This is a genomic window from Streptomyces liliiviolaceus, assembly GCF_018070025.1.
In the GTDB taxonomy this organism is placed as follows: Bacteria; Actinomycetota; Actinomycetes; order Streptomycetales; family Streptomycetaceae; genus Streptomyces; species Streptomyces liliiviolaceus.
The window spans coordinates 517,142-532,638 of sequence record NZ_JAGPYQ010000002.1; the positions used below are offsets into that span (position 1 = coordinate 517,142).

The window sequence follows — 15,497 nt, forward strand, 5'->3', positions numbered from 1 at the left end:
GACATGCTGATACGCACGAAGGAAGAGGCTCCGGTCGTCGAGTGGGGCAACGGCCTGAGCCACCGCCTGCTGCTGCAGGCCGACCGGATGGGCTTCTCCTTCTGTCACACCGTGGTACGGGCGGGCACGAAGTCCCGCCTTGAGTACCGCAGGCACCTTGAGGCCTGCTACTGCATCACCGGTCAGGGATGGATCTCCCTGCCCGACGGGAGCGCCACCCATGAACTGCGTCCGGGGGTCCTCTACGCCCTGGACCGGCACGACGCGCACTTCCTGATCGCGGCGCCGGACGCCGACCTGGAGCTGATCAGCGTCTTCAACCCGGCTCTGCAGGGCGGCGAACGGCACAACCTGGACCAGGACGAGTTCTCGCACTACTGACGAGCCACCGGACCGACGAGCCACTGAACCGACGGACCACTGGACCGACGGACAACTGGACCGACGAACCACTGAACTGACAGGTCACCGACCACTGACGAGTTGCTGACGGGGTCACCATGAGGCACTGGACAGACGAGCAGAGGGCGCTGCGGTCCACCGCGGAGGCCGTCGGCGCGGACCTGGGCGCCGGACACGCGGAGCGGGACGCCCGCGGCGAGTTCGCGTGGGACGGCTGGAGACACCTGCGCGAGATCGGGCTCCTCGGGACGCCGTTCGACAGTTCCTGGGGCGGCTCGGGCCTCGATCTGCCGACCGTGATGTACGTCTTCGAGGGGCTGGGGTACCGCTGCCCCGACGCCGGGCTCGTCTTCTCCGCGTGCACGCACATCGTCAGCACCGGCGTTCCCCTCCAGCGGTTCGGTACGAAGGAGCTGAAGGCGGCGTACCTGCCGAAGGTGTGCGCGGGCGACGTGATCGGGGCGCACGCGATCACCGAGCCGGACGGCGGCTCGGACGTGCTGGCGATGCGCACCACGGCCAGGCGGGAGGGCGAGGAGTTCGTGCTCGACGGCAACAAGGCCTTCGTGACCAACGGCCCGATCGCCGACCTCGTGGTGGTGTACGCCCGTACCGGGGCTGCCGGGCAGCTCGACGGCATCACGGCGTTCCTGGTCCCGACGGACACCGCGGGGGTGGCGCACGGCCGCCCCCTGACGAAGATGGGCCTGCGCACCTCACCGCTGTGCGAACTCTTCCTGTCGGACGTCCGGATACCCCGCTCGCATGTGCTAGGCACGGTGGGCTCCGGGTTCCTGGTCCTCGACGAGGTCATGAAGTGGGAGATCCTGTGCGGCTTCGCCGGGATCCTCGGCGAGATGCAGCACCGGCTGGAGCGCTGTGTCGAACACGCCCGCGGCCGCCGTCAGTTCGGCCGGCACATCGGTGCCAACCAGGCGGTCTCGCACCGCATCGTCGACATGCAGATCGGCCTGGAGACCTCCAGGAAGTGGCTCTACGACACGGCGGACAAGTTCACCGCCGGCCGGAGCGTCGCCACCGACCTGGCCATCACCAAGCTCGTGGTGAGCGAGGCCAACGTCTCCTCCGCGCTGGCCGCCGTTCAGATCTTCGGGGGACACGGCTACACGGCGGAGTACGGCCTCGAAGGGGACCTGCGGAACGCGGTCGCCGGAACGATCTACTCGGGCACCTCCGAGATCCAGCGCGAGCGGCTGGCGGCCTTCCTCGGGCTGTCCCGGGCCGCCGCCCACGGTGTGAAGGAGCGGACGACATGACGACCGAGATCCGCACGGGGCTGCGGCCCACCCGGTTCCTGGACCACGAGTCCCCGGTGGTGCGGGAGTTCGTCCGCGAAGCCCTGCGCACGACGGAGCCCGGCAACCCGGTGGATGCGGCCGTGGCCCTCTACTACGCCGTCCGCGACGGCATCCGCTACGACGTGTACGACTGCGACCTGTCCGCCGACGGCCTGCGGGCCAGCAGCGTCATCGAACGCGGCGCCGGGTTCTGCGTCCACAAGTCCCTCGTGTACGCCGCCGCGGTACGCGTCGTGGGCATCGAGAGCCGGCTCGTCTACGCGGACGTGCGCAACCATCTCGCCTCGCCCCGGCTGCGCACGCTGATGGGCGGTGACGTCTTCCGCTTCCACAGCCTGACCTCCGTACGGCTCAACGGGGCCTGGGTCAGGGCGACTCCGGTGTTCAACGCACTGCTGTGCACGCTGTACGGCATCAAGCCGCTCGACTTCGACGGACGGGCGGACAGCTACTACCACCCCTACGACGCGCAGGGCCGTCGCCACATGGAGTTCCTGGCCATGCGGGGCGAGTTCGACGACTTCCCGTACGCGGAGGTCGTCGGCGGCATCCGGCAGGCGCACCCCCTGCTGTTCGCGGGCTCGCACACCACGACCGCGGGCTCGCTCGTGTCCGAAGCGACCGGGGCGGCCGAGACGCCCGGGACGACCAAGCCGACCGGGCTGACCGGGCCGACCGGCACGGCCCCGGTGGAGGGACCCTGACATGCGAAGGACGAAGTTCCTGCTGGGTGAGGAAGACACGCCCACGCACTGGTACAACCTCGCGGCGGACCTCCCCGGAGGCCCGTTGCACGCCGCCCTCAACCCCGCGACCCGGGAGCCGCTGACCCGCGCGGAGATGGCGGCCACCATGCCCGAGCCGCTGATCGACCAGGAGTTGAGCACCGCCCGGGAGATCGAGATACCCGAGGAGGTGCGCCGCGTGTACACCTTGTGGCGCCCCTCCCCCCTGATCCGGGCGCACCGGCTGGAGCGTGCCCTGGACACCCCTGCCCGGATCTACTACAAGTACGAGGGCGGCGCCCCGACCGGCAGCCACAAGCCCAACACCGGTATTCCGCAGGCGTATTACAACAAGCTGGCGGGCCGCACCGGGCTGGTCACCGAGACCGGCGCCGGTCAGTGGGGCAGCGCGGCGGCCCTGGGCGCGGCGTTCTTCGGCATGACCGCCAAGGTCTTCATGGTCAAGGTGAGTCATCAGCAGAAGCCCTACCGCCGGGCGCTGATGGAGACCTACGGCACCGAGTGCGTGGCGAGCCCCAGCACACGGACGGCGGTGGGCCGCAAGATCCTCGCCGACGACCCGGACAGCCCCGGCAGCCTCGGCATCGCCACCTCCGAGGCGCTGGAGACGGCCGCCGGAGACCCGTCGCTGGGGTACGTGCTCGGCAGCGCCGCCAACCATGTGCTGCTGCACCAGACCGTGATCGGCCAGGAGGCCGTGCGGCAGATGGAACTGGCCGAGGACCACCCGGACGTCGTCATCGGCTGTGCGGGCGGCGGCAGCAACCTGGCCGGGCTGGCCTTCCCGTTCCTCGGCGCCCGGCTGAGGGGAGGCAGGCCCGTACGGATCATCGCCGTGGAGCCGGCCGCCTGCCCCACCCTGACCCGGGGCACGATCGCCTACGACTACGCCGACTCGGCCGGGCTCGGCCCGCTGTTCCGGATGCACACCCTCGGCCACGGCTTCGTACCGCCGCCGGTGCACGCCGGGGGGCTGCGGGCCCACGGGATCGGTCCTGCGGTGAGCCGGGCCGTCGAGGACGGGCTGATCGAGGCGACGGCCGTGGGCCAGGTCGCCTGCCTGGAAGCCGGCGTCCGGTTCGCCCGTACCGAGGGCGTCCTGCCGGCCCCGGAGTCCACCCACGCCCTCAGGGTCGCCATCGACGAGGCGCTGCGCTGCCGCGAGGAGGGCCGCTCCCGGACCATCCTGTTCGGCCTGTCCGGGCACGGGCACTTCGATCTGGCGGCCTATCAGAAGTACGCCGCGGGTGAGCTGACCGACGGCGAGGCCGACAGCCACGGGCTGGCGCTGGCCGCCGCGGGCATCCCGGGGGCGAGGGTGGCATGACCGCGCAGTCGTCCCCCGCGCACACCCCCGCCCGCGCCCCGGGCCCGGCCACCCGGGCCGCCGTGGTGGACGCCGACGGCATGGGCGCCTTCCTGCCCGGCGCGCTGGCCCGCGAGGGCGTACGGAGCGTCCTGGTGCGGTCGGACGCCCCGAACCCGCACCTGGCGACGGACCTCTCCGGACGGTCGGCCCGGCCTCCGGAGGTCACGCACCGCGGCGACCTGGCCGCCACGGCCGACGCGCTGCGCCGGTACGGGGTGGACCGGGTCGTCGCGGGCGCCGAGTCGGGCGTCCTGCTCGCCGACGCGCTGTCCGCCGAACTCGGCACACCGGGCCATGGGATGAGCCGGCCGGCAGCCCGGCGGGACAAGTACGAGATGGCCTGCGCGGTGCGGGAGTCCGGGCAGTCCACGGCGGCGTGTCTCGCCACCGACAGCGCCGACGAGGTGATCGCGTGGACACGCGGGCACGGCCGGTGGCCGGTCGTGCTCAAACCGCTGGCCAGCGCCGGTACGGACAACGTCCTGTTCTGCCGTTCGGAGGCGGAGCTGCGGGCCGGGGTGGCCGCCATCACGGCCGGCCGCGACCGGTACGGCGGCCGGAACCTCGCCGTGCTCGTCCAGGAACATCTGGCGGGCGAGGAGTACTTCGTCAACACCGTCAGCAGCGGTGGAGTGCACCACGTGGTCGAGGTGTGGCGCTATCACAAGCGGCCGGTCGGCGACCGTCCGATGTACGACCACGAGGAACCCGTACCCCCGGACGACCCGGTGGTCGGCGTAGTGACCGCGTACACGCTGCGGGTGCTCGACGCGCTGGAGATCCGCAACGGCGCGGCCCACACCGAGGTGATCACGACCGGGCGGGGGCCCGTCCTGGTGGAGTGCGCGGCCCGCCACGGCGGTTCGCACACACCGTCCGTGGTGTCCCGGTTCCTCGGCACCGACCAACTTGCGTGTCTGGCGCGCGCCGTCGCCCACCCCGAGGAGGCGGCGCGGGGGCGGTTGCCGCGCTATCGCCCGCGTGCCCATCTGCGGTACGTCACCCTCCGCTCGCCCCGGGCCGGCGGCCCGCTGTCCGCCGGGCGGTTCGCGCCGGTACGCGCCCTGGGCACGTTCGTCGACATGGCGCTGACCATGCCGGAGGGCACCGTGCTGCCGCGCACGACGGACCTCGCCTCGTCCCCCGGCCACGTGTACCTGGGCTCCGCCGACCCGGCCCGGGTGGCGGCGGACCACCGGCGGCTGCGCGCGCTGGAGCGAGACGGCTTGTACGACGGCCCCCGACGGTAACGGCCACCACCCCACCCGGCGAAAGGCATGGAGACCAATGATCAGGACGAACGAGACCCTCTCCGGTCTCTCCGAGTACCCCGCGAACTGGACGCACACCGCCAAACTGATCTTCCCCGGACCGCCGTTGGCCGTACCGGGGGCCTGTCTGAAGTGGTACGACATCCGCCGCGCCGACGACGAGGCGGCCCCGCACGTCACGGAGGAGGCCCGCGCGTTCCTGACCGAGCGGGCCGCGGCCAAGGAGGTGGAGTTCCGCGGCGAGTTGGGGTTCGCGCTGCTGCACCTCGACGGCGGCAAGTACTACCTGCTCGTCTGTGTGTGGCGGGACCGGGACGAGATGTGGCAGGGCCTGTTCCACAAGGACGACGGCGGCTTCCTGCCGTACCCGCCCAAGCCGGGACTGCTGCGCCCCACCCAGAACGTGGTCGAACTGGACGCCACCGCGCACGAGCGGCGCGGCTGGTCGCGCTATCTGCGCTCGGCCCGTGACACCGCCGCGAAACAGGCGTACCTGGACGACGCGTGCACCGGGGAGCTGGTGTAGCCGATGCCGTGGACGACAGCGCCGCCCCGGAGGCTGGTCATCCTCGGGGTGGCCGCGAGCGACTGCCATGTCGTGGCCAATCAGCTCATCGCCCGCTTCCTGCGGGACGAGGGCTTCGAGGTGGAGAACCTCGGGGCCTGCACACCCGTCGAGGAGTTCGCCCGGGCCTGTGCACGGCGTCCGGAGGCGGAGGCGCTCCTGGTGGGCAGCCTGAACGGGCACATCCACGAGGATCTGCGGGGCCTGCGGGAGGCGAAGAGGTCGGGGCGCGTCCACTGTCCGGTGGTGGTCGGCGGGAACCTCTCCGTGGGAAGCAGCAAGAGTCCGGCGTCGGACCGGCGGCTGTACACCCTGGGGGTCGACCGGATCGTCCACGACCCGGCCACGCTTCCTGCGGTGCTGGCCCAACTGCGTTCCGCGGGCGGCCACTTCATCGCCGGCCGAGCCCTCGGCGGGCGGGCCGTGGTCGAGCGATCCGTCGGTGCGGGGGCCTCGGGGGCCGGACACGCCCGCGTCTCATGACCGGGCCGCCGTCGGCCGGGCACTCCGGGGTCGCGGATCCGGGCCGGAGCACCGGATCCGGGGCCGCCCTCCCGAGCCTGCGGGAGTCCGTCGCCTATGTCGCCGCGCTGGGCAAGCCCGGTGTGCCGCAGGTCCTGACGGCGGCCCGCGACCGCGGCCGGGTGGCGGTCCAGCCCCGGTGCGGGGTGGCCGAACACACCGGCATGCGGGCTCTGTTGCGCTTCCTGGAGGCGGAGGCCGCACCGGACGTGCTCAGCCTGACCATCGACTCGCACACCCGGCTGCGGCGCTTCGAGGAAGCGGAACGGCTGCTGGGCACCCGCCCGCAGGAACTCAACGGCTATCCGCTGGTGGCCCACGGCTGGCGGCGGGCCCGGGACCTGAACGAGGCGGTCGCCGCGCCACTGGAGGTACGGCATGGCTCGCCGGAACCACAGCGGCTGTTCGACGTGGCCGTGGCCGGAGGGATCACCTCGTTCGAGGGCGGCGGCATCTCCTACAACCTGCCCTACTCCAAGGAGGTGCCCCTGGCGGTGTCGCTGGCGGCCTGGGAGCACGTCGACCGCCGCTGCGGCGAACTGGCCGAGCTGGGGCTGGTCGTGGACCGCGAACTGTTCGGCACGCTCACCGCCGTCCTGGTCCCGCCGTCGATCAGCCTCGCGGTCAGCGTCCTCGAAGCGGTGCTGGCCGCGCGGGCCGGAGTGCGCTGCCTGTCGGTCGCGTACCCGCAGGGCGGCCACCTGGAGCAGGACGTGGCCGCGCTCACCGCCATCCCCGTGCTCGCCGAGCGCTATCTGCCACCGGGCGTCACGGTCCACCCCGTGCTCCACGAGTTCATGGGCGTCTTCCCCCGCGCGCGCCGCCACGCCGAGGACCTGATCCTGTACGGCGCGCTGGTGGCCCGGCTGGGCAGAGCCTCGAAGATCATCACCAAGACCCATCAGGAGGCGGCCGGAATCCCGGACGTGCGGGCGAACATCGAAGGGGTGCGGCTGGCCGACCGGGCCAACTCACCGCTCCTGGACTTCCTCTCGGTGGACGAGGACCGGGTGCGCGAGGAGCGCCGCTGGATCCTGGCGGAGGTCGCCGAGATCGTCGGTCCGGTGCTGGAGGGGCGTGCGGGCACGTCAGCGGCGGTCGCCGAGGCGATCGTCGAGGGCTTCGCCGACGGCACGCTCGACATCCCGTTCAGCGCCAGCCGTTTCGCGAGGTCGCAGATCGTTCCCCGCCGCGACCCCGAGGGGGCGATCCGGTACCTGCGCGCGGGGGCCCTGCCGCTGTCGGCGAAGTCGCTGAGACGCCACCGCGACCTGCTGGCGGGGCCGCGCGGCTCCCTGCCGTCGGCGGCCTCGCTCCCCGCGATCCTGCTCGCCGACATCAACTACTTCCCCAGCCTGTTCCGCGAGGAGCCCGAAGTCCGCGGAGAACCCGAAGTCCGCGATGCCTCCAAAGTCCGCGAGGAGCCCGAATGAGGAATCCCAAGCGCGTCCTGCTCATCGGCGGTACACCGAAACACCTGCGCAAGGCGGCGGATCTGGGCCTCGGGGTGGTGTACGTCCAGTTCGAGGACGAGTTCGCGCCCGAGCAGCGGTCCCTGGCCGAGGCCGTCCTGCTCACCGACTACACCGACTGGCGGTCCCTGCGGCCGCTGGTGGAGTCGGCGTACGAGAGCTGGGGCTTCTCGGCCGCCGTGTCGCTCACGGAACCCGGGCTCGATCCGGCCGCCCGGGTGAACGACCTGCTGGGTCTCGGCGGAACGCCCTACGAGGTCAGCCACCGCTTCACCGACAAGTGGCTCATGCGCCGCCGGCTCGCCGAGGGACCGCCGGTCGGCTCCCAGCGGGTCGCCGCCGAACTACTCACCGAAGAAGCCGACTTGGACCGGTTCGGTGCCGCGCACGGCTACCCCTTCATCGTGAAGCCCACCAGCGGCACGGCGAGCTTCGGGGTCGTCAAGGTGGACGGCGCGGACGCGCTCGGAGCGGCCCGGCAGCGGATCCGGCGGCTGCACACGGCCACGGACCACCCGCTGACCGGTGCGTACGACATCGAGCAGTTCATGATGGAGGAGTACGTACCGGGGCCGCTGTACAGCGTGGAGACCTTCAGTTTCGACGGGCGGCACGTGGTGCTCACCGTCACCGAGGCCATCACCCGCCCGCGGACCCACGTACATGTGGGCCACGCCCTGCCGGCCCGGCTGTCCGCCGAGGACGAGGAGCGCATGGCCGACACCGCCCGGCGCTTCCTGCGGGCGATGGGATTCCGGGACGGTCCCGCGCACACGGAGATCATCCTCAGCGCGCGGGGCCCGGTGATCTGCGAGTCGCAGAACCGGGTGGGCGGCGCCCTGCTCACCGACATGATCGACGCCGTGTACGGGTGCGACGCGCAGTCCCTGGCCATCTCCTGGGCGCTGGGTCTGGCGGACCCGCTGCCCGGGCGTCCGGTGGCCCGGGGCGCCGCCGCGAGCTGGCTGGTGGTGGCCGAGGAGGGACGGGTCGAGCGCGTCGAGGGCGTCGAGCGGGTACGCGCCGACCCGGACACGCTCGCGGTGAGCCTCGGCGTGGGTCCCGGGGATCTGGTCCGCCCGCTGGAGGGCCAGTGGGACGGGCTGGGCCATATCTCGGCGCTCGGCCCCGACACCGACGCCGCGGTCGACGCCTGCCGGCGCAATCTGCGGGAGATCAGGATCCACACCCGTGCGGCCTGAGGACCGGACCCGGCGGCGGCCAGAGAGCGGCAACTCCCCACCCCCGTTGTGGACTTGGCCGATGGTGCTGCGTCTGGTCACCATCGTCGGAGCCTCGGCGAGCTTCTTCCTCCTGTTGTCGGTCGTCCCCCTGTACGCCGAGGAGTCCGGCGGCGGAAGCGGTGCGGCGGGGCTGTCCACGAGCGCGCTGATGCTGGCGACCGTCTGCGGCGAGCTGGCCGCGCCCCGGCTCACGGCCCGCTACGGCTACCGTCTCGTGCTGGCGTCCGGGCTGGTGCTGCTGGGCGCTCCCTCACTGCTGCTGACCGTGTCGCACAGCATGGGCACGGTCGTGGCCGTCTGCCTCGCGCGCGGTGCGGGCTTCGCTCTGACCGTGGTCGGCGGCGGCGCCCTGACCGCGGTGCTGATACCCCCCGAACGGCGCGGCGAGGGGCTGGCCCTGGTGGGTGTCATGTCGGGGGCGCAGTCGGTGGTGGCCCTTCCCCTGGGCGTGTGGCTGGCCCAACACACCGGCTTCACCGCGGTGTTCGTCATCGCGGCCGTCCTCCCCCTCGCCACCGTCCCCGCGGTGGCCGGGCTTCCCCGGCGTGAACCGGCCGCGCAGAAGCCCCTGGGCATGGTCGACGGTTTCCGCACCCCCGCACTGGCTCTGCCGGCCGCGGTCTTCGCGACCACCGCGCTGGGCGCGGGGATCATCGCCACCTTCCTGCCGCTGGCCGTGCCGGCGGGCCGGGCGGGGCTGGTCTCGGCGGCGCTGTTCCTGCAGGCCGTCACCGCGATCGGGGCCCGCTGGGTGGCGGGCCGGTACGGCGACCGCCACGGTCCTGCCGGTCTGGTCGTCCCCGGTCTGCTGCTGTGCGCCGGCGGCATGCTGGCCACCGCGCCGACGGGCAGCGCCGCGGCCGTTCTCGTCGGCATGGCGCTCTTCGGCACCGGCTTCGGCATCGCCCAGAACGCCACCCAGACACTGATGTACGCCCGCGTCCCCCCGTCGGGCTACGGCGTGGCCAGCGCCCTGTGGAACTTCGCCTACGACGCGGGGATGGGGCTCGGCGCCGTCTTCTTCGGCCTCCTCAGCGCGGGAACAAGCTACTTCACGGCCTTCGCCGCGACCGGCGCACTCATGACGGCCGCGCTCGTCCCGGCCTGGTACGACCACCGGCTGTCCCAGCCACCCGCAGCGACCCCCGAAACCCCGTCCGACGCGAAGGACCGCCCCACGGACCCATGCCCGTGACCGCCTCCGCCTCGTCAGCCGGCAACCTGTGAATCCGACGAACCCGTGTTTGAAAACACCGGCACGGAACACCCGGATGTCCTGACGCAGTCTTTATACGACCAGGTAGGAGACACAATCATGGGCATCATCGCCTGGATACTCATCGGTCTGCTCGCGGGCCTCATCGCCAAGGCGCTCATGCCCGGCAAGGACCCGGGCGGCATCATCATCACGATGCTCATCGGTATCGCCGGAGGCCTCCTCGGGGGCTGGCTCGGCAAGGTGATCTTCGGCGTCGACTCCATCGACGGCTTCTTCGACATCTCCACCTGGATAGCCGCCATCGTCGGCTCGCTCATCCTGCTCGCCCTGTACCGGGTCTTCACCGGAAACCGCCGCCACGCCTGACCCCGCGAGCGCGCTCACCCGCGAACGGCCCCGCCTCCCACCGGGAGACGGGGCCGTTCCGCGCGGCGCGAACCGATCCTTCCGGTCCATGAACACCGTGTCCGGCCGGTCCGAGGGCGACCGGATACAGTGCGCGGGACGGCCGTCCGGCCAAGGAGGGTAAGCGTGACCGACACCAGCAACACCCGGCCCACCGACAGTGACGCGCAGGCCGAGCGGCAGAGCCCGCTGCACCGCCTGATGCGTTACCTCCCGCTCATCGCCCCCGTCCTGTTGTGGGCGGTGCCGTGCTGGGTGCTCCTGTACGCCGGACAGCGGTGGCCGTTGCCCGTCACGCTCGCCGGCACCGCCCTCTTCGTCCTCGGCCTCGTCGTCATGCCGCTCGCGATGGCGCGCGGCCACGGCCGGCGCCAGCAGGACCGGGCGGCGATCGTCGGTGACAGCCTGCTGGGCGCCAGTTGGGTCCTGTTCACCTGGTCCGTGCTGCTCGGCGCCCTCCTGCGGCTCGCCCTGACCGTGGCCGGTGTCGGCGAGGGCCAGGACCGGGCCCGGATCGTCACCTGGGCCGTCCTCGCTGTGACGGTCGCACTGCTCGGCTGGGGCTACGCCGAGGCCCGCCGGGTGCCGCGTGTGCGCCGTCTCGACGTTCGACTTCCCCGCCTGGGTGCCGGGTTGGACGGCCTGCGCGTCGCCCTCATCACCGACACCCACTACGGCCCCCTCGACCGCGCCCGCTGGTCGGCACGGGTGTGCGAGACGGTGAACACCCTGGAGGCCGACCTGGTCTGCCACACCGGCGACATCGCGGACGGCACGGCCGAACGCCGCCGCGCCCAGGCAGCCCCGCTCGCCACCGTGCAGGCGACCCGGGCCCGGGTCTACGTCACCGGCAACCACGAGTACTACAGCGAGGCCCAGGGCTGGGTCGACCTGATGGACGAACTGGGCTGGGAGCCGCTGCGCAACCGCCATCTGCTGCTCGAACGCGGCGGCGACACCCTCGTGGTCGCGGGTGTGGACGACGTCACCGCCGAGTCCTCCGGTCTGGCCGGACACCGCGCCCACCTCGACGGAGCACTGGACGGCACCGACCCCGACCTGCCCGTCCTGCTCCTGGCCCACCAGCCCAAGTTCATCGACCAGGCCGTGGCGGGCGGCGTCGACCTCCAGCTGTCCGGCCACACCCACGGCGGCCAGATCTGGCCCTTCCACCACCTCGTGCGCCTCGACCAGCCCGCCCTCGCCGGCCTCAGCCACCACGGCCCCCGCACCCTCCTCTACACCAGCCGCGGCACCGGCTTCTGGGGCCCACCGTTCCGCGTCTTCGCCCCCAGCGAGATCACGCTGCTGGTACTGCGCTCCTCGCAGGGGCCTACCTCGGCGTGACGGGGCCGCGTCCCGGGGAGTCATCTGACGGATTCAGCAGGCACGGACGGCAGTCGAGACTGACGTGGTGGCACCGCAAGTTTCCGTCCCCTCTCCTCAGGAGCAGACCGTGTCGGCCTCGTTCGTACCTGTCGTCTTCATTCATGGGCTGTGGCTGCACGCCTCGTCGTGGCAGCCATGGCAGGACCTGTTCTCCGAGCACGACTTCGATCCTGTCGCGCCCGGCTGGCCCGGTGAGGCCGCGACCGTGGCCGAGGCGAGAACCCGGCCCGAGGCGGTGGCCGGCTTCGGTATCGACGACGTCACCGCCCACTACGCCGAGGTCGTACGCGGCCTGGACCGGCCACCGCTGCTGATCGGCCACTCCTTCGGCGGGCTGATCGCGCAGAAGTTGCTCGGCCAGGGGCTCGGCCGGGCCGCGGTCGCCATCGATCCGGCCCAGATCAAGGGGGTCAAAGCCCTTCCCTTCGCGCAGTTGAAGGCCGGGTTCCCGGTGCTGGGGAATCCCGCGAACCGGAGCAGAGCGGTATCGCTGACCGCCGAGCAGTTCAGATACGGCTTCGGAAACGCGTTGCCGCAGGCCGAATCCGACGAGCTGTTCGACCGGTACACGATCCCGTCGCCCGGACGCCCGCTCTTCGAGGCGGCCTTCGCCAACTTCGCCCGGAACTCCGCCGCGAAGGTGGCGACGGACCGCTCCGATCGCGGGCCGCTGCTGTTCGTCTCCGGACAGGCCGATCACACCGTCCCGGACGTGGTGACCCGCTCCGCCCACCGTCTGTACCGCGGCTCGTCCGCCGTCACCGAGCTCAAGCAGTTCCCGGACCGTGGCCATTCCCTCGCCATCGACCAGGGCTGGCGCGATGTCGCCGACCACGTCCTCGACTGGTCGAAGCGGCACACTCTCCAGGCCTGACCGCCACAACCGTCCGTCCCAGGGGCGTGCCCTCTTTCGGCACGCCCCTGTCGGCATGCCCTGAGGACCTCGTCGCCGAAAGCGCATGCCGAACCGGCCGATGTGGATGAACGTTGTCGCGCACTGTGTCGTGTACCGGGCAGACAGCGCCGGGGCGAGGGGCCTGGCAGAGGACTCCGATCCCGGCAGAACCGCGGGCCGGGCAACCGGTGAACACCGGACGGGGGAGGCATCCACCTTCTCGGCACTGGTTGGTCACCCGTGTCTTCCTAGGCTCCAGCTGCCGCACACCGACGGAGCGATCCCACAGGTGAGGCGGTACGCACCGGCCTCTTTGCCCTGATCCGTGGACCGCGCACGGACCGCACGGGCGAACCTCCCCCTCAGGATGCGCCCCATGACGCCCTCTGCCCCGTCCCCCGCCCCGCTCTCCCCCCGGCTCGACGAGGTGCGACAACACCACGTGCAGGCCTTGCTGGCCGAACACCGTCCTGCGGTACTCGCCTACGCGGAGAAGCTCCTCGGCGACCGCCATGCCGCCGAGGACGTCGTCCAGGAAGTCCTCATCAGGGCATGGCACCACATCGACCGGCTCATGTACCGCTCCGGTTCCGTACGCGGCTGGCTCATCACCGTGACCCGCAACCTCATCATCGACCGGCTGCGCAGCGCGGCCTCGCGCCATGAACTGGTCGGCGCCGAGGACACGGACATCGCACAGCGCGATCACGCCGACGCCGTGGTGGCCTCGATCGAGACCACCGCCCTGATGCGCCGACTGCCCCTGGAACACCGGGAGGTGCTGTTCCACACCTACCTCTGCGGGCGTACGGTCCGGGAGACCGCCCAGTTGATGGGAGTTCCGGCGGGCACCGTGAAGTCCCGTCAGCACTACGCCCTCACCCGGCTCAGACAGCGGTTCCCCGCCGACGGCCCCGCGTAGGGCGGCCCTGACGGCGCCGGGTGGGACAGCCCCCGTCCGCGGGGGGGGGGCGTCCCTCCGGTAAGCGGCGGGACGGGTCACGCAGGAGCGGTGACCTTCACTCCGAGGAGCGGGAGTTCCACCGTTCCCTCGGCTTCGGCGTGCCAGCGCCAGCGGGCGTCGGGCAGGTCTCCGCACACCAGGCCCGTCCACCCGGCGCCTCCCGGGCCGCACAGTTCGACGAGTTCCGCGATCTCGTGCCGGGTGGGGGTACCCGCGACCACCACGACTCCACGTACAGGGCGCCGCACCGCACCCGCGCGGACCGTGCCCGCACCACGCACGTCACGGGAGGAACGGTGTCCGTCCGCCTCGGTCGGCTCCCGCAGACCGGCGGGCAAAGCGAATCCCGCTCCCCCTTCCGCTCCCTGCCGCAAGGTCACCGGGATCTCCGGACGGCTGCGGGCGAGTTCCGCCAGCAGACCGCTCACGACGGCCCGGCCGACCCCGGCGTCCCCGGTGACGCTCAGAACACCGTCCAGTCGGCTGAGGTCCACCAGCAGAGGAGCCCCTTCCTGGTCGATGCCGACTCGCACCAGGCAGGCCGAACCGTCGGGGGAAGGCGTACCGGCTGTCGTCGTCGCGTCGGTGCCCCGGCCGAGCCAGTCGGCAGCCGCCTGGCGGCGCCAGCGGGCCGCGTCGAGCCGCTGCCAGGACGCGGGGACCCCGGCTGATGCTTCGACCCACACCGTCGCCCCGGCGGCGTCCACCCGCACCGCGTGCACGGCCGTCTCCGGGCGGCTGCCCGAACCGGCGAACTCCCGCAGCACGGCATAGGCCCGCCGGACCGGATCGGCGTCGCCGGAGAACCTGGCGGAGAGCGCCACACGGTGACGCAGACGGCGGCGACGGCGAGCGGGTTCGCCCAGCCTGCGCAGCTGACGCAGGAACGCCCGCCAGGTGCTCCGTACCCGCTTCCTGGCGAGGATGGCCGCGGTGACCAGTGCCAGCAACACCGCGCCGACGACGGCCAGGAGAGCAGGCAACGGCACGACGACGGTGGCGGAGTCAGGCTGTCCTCCCGTGTCGCCGGGGGCCGCCCCCTGCGGTGGGGTGGCGGGTGGGACGGTCTCCGGACCGACCCCGGTCTCCTGTGCCACCTGCACGTCCGGTCCGGTGGCGTCCTCGGGAAGCCTGAGAATCCAGCCGACGCGGAGCGCGTCGCCCTGTGTGATCAGTGCTCCTCCGTCGGGCTGGGACAGACCGCGGTTGAGGTCGAAGATCTCCCCTGCCCTGGAGGAACTGCCGAGAGTGCGGGCGGCAATCGACTCCAGGGTGTCGGCACCGGCGGTCCGGACGACGAACACCTTGACGGTGTCGCCGTCCGCGGCGGCCGCCCGGTCCGTCGTCACCGCCGAGGACAAGGCCGTGACGAGGGCGAGAACGATCAGCAGTGCCGACATGCCGTGCGTGAACGCCGCCGCGCCATGGGTGAACAGTGCCCGCCGCACACCCCGTGGTCGGCCCGGTCCGTTCCTGTCCGCCGAGCCCATCATGATCGATCCATCCGTGTCTCCCGGTGTACGTGTCCACGCCGTGCGCGGCCGTCGTGGGATGACGGCGGCCGGGCACGGGCGCATGTCACGGGGTACACGGGACCGCCGCGGGAAAGGTTCGCATCCGGCTCCGTACCCACGGCGAAGGACCGGTGCAGGGGTGAACCACTCGGGCGGCTGTCTCGTGTACCTGCCGACCAGCAGCCGAATCCCCGGGAGATG

General features: G+C 72.1%; 15 protein-coding genes. 14 read left to right on the forward strand and 1 reads right to left on the reverse strand.

The features are described 5' to 3' along the window. Positions 1 to 3: 3 nt before the first annotated feature. From J8N05_RS37635 to J8N05_RS37700, 14 genes are all read left to right on the forward strand, one after another. Positions 4 to 381, forward strand: a complete 378-nt coding sequence (locus J8N05_RS37635; RefSeq protein ID WP_210891205.1) for an ectoine synthase — start codon at positions 4 to 6, stop codon at positions 379 to 381. A 119-nt stretch (positions 382 to 500) separates the two neighbouring features. Beyond that, the gene (locus J8N05_RS37640) at positions 501 to 1,679 is read left to right on the forward strand and encodes an acyl-CoA dehydrogenase family protein (RefSeq protein WP_210891208.1); all 1,179 of its coding nucleotides are present in this window, start codon (positions 501 to 503) and stop codon (positions 1,677 to 1,679) included. Continuing rightward, on the forward strand, positions 1,676 to 2,425 hold the full coding sequence (locus J8N05_RS37645; protein ID WP_210891210.1) for a transglutaminase-like domain-containing protein: 750 nt from the start codon (positions 1,676 to 1,678) through the stop codon (positions 2,423 to 2,425). The genes J8N05_RS37640 and J8N05_RS37645 overlap by 4 nt, the downstream gene beginning before the upstream one ends. 1 nt (position 2,426) lies before the next feature. Then, positions 2,427 to 3,794, forward strand: coding sequence for a TrpB-like pyridoxal phosphate-dependent enzyme (locus J8N05_RS37650; protein ID WP_210891212.1), 1,368 nt, complete (start codon positions 2,427 to 2,429; stop codon positions 3,792 to 3,794). Next, on the forward strand, positions 3,791 to 5,086 hold the full coding sequence (locus J8N05_RS37655; RefSeq protein WP_210891214.1) for an ATP-grasp domain-containing protein: 1,296 nt from the start codon (positions 3,791 to 3,793) through the stop codon (positions 5,084 to 5,086). The genes J8N05_RS37650 and J8N05_RS37655 overlap by 4 nt, the downstream gene beginning before the upstream one ends. A gap of 37 nt (positions 5,087 to 5,123) precedes the next feature. Beyond that, a complete protein-coding gene (locus tag J8N05_RS37660) occupies positions 5,124 to 5,633 on the forward strand; it encodes a hypothetical protein (protein ID WP_210891216.1) in 510 nt (169 codons plus the stop codon). 3 nt (positions 5,634 to 5,636) lie between these two features. Further along, positions 5,637 to 6,155 carry a cobalamin-dependent protein gene (locus tag J8N05_RS37665; RefSeq protein ID WP_210891218.1) on the forward strand — a complete coding sequence of 173 codons (519 nt, stop codon included), beginning with the start codon at positions 5,637 to 5,639 and terminating at the stop codon, positions 6,153 to 6,155. Next, positions 6,152 to 7,627, forward strand: a complete 1,476-nt coding sequence (locus tag J8N05_RS37670) for a methylaspartate mutase (RefSeq protein ID WP_210891220.1) — start codon at positions 6,152 to 6,154, stop codon at positions 7,625 to 7,627. The genes J8N05_RS37665 and J8N05_RS37670 overlap by 4 nt, the downstream gene beginning before the upstream one ends. Beyond that, positions 7,624 to 8,868, forward strand: coding sequence for an ATP-grasp domain-containing protein (locus J8N05_RS37675; protein ID WP_210891222.1), 1,245 nt, complete (start codon positions 7,624 to 7,626; stop codon positions 8,866 to 8,868). The genes J8N05_RS37670 and J8N05_RS37675 overlap by 4 nt, the downstream gene beginning before the upstream one ends. Positions 8,869 to 8,929: 61 nt before the next feature. Then, positions 8,930 to 10,105, forward strand: a complete 1,176-nt coding sequence (locus J8N05_RS37680; protein WP_210891224.1) for an MFS transporter — start codon at positions 8,930 to 8,932, stop codon at positions 10,103 to 10,105. Positions 10,106 to 10,225: 120 nt separating this feature from the next. Continuing rightward, positions 10,226 to 10,495, forward strand: coding sequence for a GlsB/YeaQ/YmgE family stress response membrane protein (locus tag J8N05_RS37685; protein ID WP_210891226.1), 270 nt, complete (start codon positions 10,226 to 10,228; stop codon positions 10,493 to 10,495). A 165-nt stretch (positions 10,496 to 10,660) separates the two neighbouring features. After that, positions 10,661 to 11,881: a metallophosphoesterase gene (locus J8N05_RS37690; protein ID WP_210891228.1), complete on the forward strand. Its 1,221-nt coding sequence runs from the start codon at positions 10,661 to 10,663 to the stop codon at positions 11,879 to 11,881. A gap of 109 nt (positions 11,882 to 11,990) precedes the next feature. Then, a complete protein-coding gene (locus J8N05_RS37695; RefSeq protein ID WP_210891230.1) occupies positions 11,991 to 12,797 on the forward strand; it encodes an alpha/beta hydrolase in 807 nt (268 codons plus the stop codon). A gap of 397 nt (positions 12,798 to 13,194) precedes the next feature. Next, a complete protein-coding gene (locus J8N05_RS37700; protein ID WP_210891231.1) occupies positions 13,195 to 13,740 on the forward strand; it encodes a sigma-70 family RNA polymerase sigma factor in 546 nt (181 codons plus the stop codon). A gap of 77 nt (positions 13,741 to 13,817) precedes the next feature. Here the strand turns inward: J8N05_RS37700 and J8N05_RS37705 are convergent, their stop codons facing one another. Beyond that, positions 13,818 to 15,275: a hypothetical protein gene (locus J8N05_RS37705; RefSeq protein ID WP_210891232.1), complete on the reverse strand. Its 1,458-nt coding sequence runs from the start codon at positions 15,273 to 15,275 to the stop codon at positions 13,818 to 13,820. Positions 15,276 to 15,497: the final 222 nt, after the last annotated feature.

Bases quoted from the DNA above. Each gene is read 5' to 3' on its own strand.
- J8N05_RS37635 (WP_210891205.1), top strand. From the start codon at position 4: ATGCTGATACGCACGAAGGAAGAGGCTCCGGTCGTCGAGTGGGGCAAC.
- J8N05_RS37640 (WP_210891208.1), top strand. From the start codon at position 501: ATGAGGCACTGGACAGACGAGCAGAGGGCGCTGCGGTCCACCGCGGAG.
- J8N05_RS37645 (WP_210891210.1), top strand. From the start codon at position 1,676: ATGACGACCGAGATCCGCACGGGGCTGCGGCCCACCCGGTTCCTGGAC.
- J8N05_RS37650 (WP_210891212.1), top strand. From the start codon at position 2,427: ATGCGAAGGACGAAGTTCCTGCTGGGTGAGGAAGACACGCCCACGCAC.
- J8N05_RS37655 (WP_210891214.1), top strand. From the start codon at position 3,791: ATGACCGCGCAGTCGTCCCCCGCGCACACCCCCGCCCGCGCCCCGGGC.
- J8N05_RS37660 (WP_210891216.1), top strand. From the start codon at position 5,124: ATGATCAGGACGAACGAGACCCTCTCCGGTCTCTCCGAGTACCCCGCG.
- J8N05_RS37665 (WP_210891218.1), top strand. From the start codon at position 5,637: ATGCCGTGGACGACAGCGCCGCCCCGGAGGCTGGTCATCCTCGGGGTG.
- J8N05_RS37670 (WP_210891220.1), top strand. From the start codon at position 6,152: ATGACCGGGCCGCCGTCGGCCGGGCACTCCGGGGTCGCGGATCCGGGC.
- J8N05_RS37675 (WP_210891222.1), top strand. From the start codon at position 7,624: ATGAGGAATCCCAAGCGCGTCCTGCTCATCGGCGGTACACCGAAACAC.
- J8N05_RS37680 (WP_210891224.1), top strand. From the start codon at position 8,930: ATGGTGCTGCGTCTGGTCACCATCGTCGGAGCCTCGGCGAGCTTCTTC.
- J8N05_RS37685 (WP_210891226.1), top strand. From the start codon at position 10,226: ATGGGCATCATCGCCTGGATACTCATCGGTCTGCTCGCGGGCCTCATC.
- J8N05_RS37700 (WP_210891231.1), top strand. From the start codon at position 13,195: ATGACGCCCTCTGCCCCGTCCCCCGCCCCGCTCTCCCCCCGGCTCGAC.
- J8N05_RS37705 (WP_210891232.1), bottom strand. From the start codon at position 15,275: ATGATGGGCTCGGCGGACAGGAACGGACCGGGCCGACCACGGGGTGTG.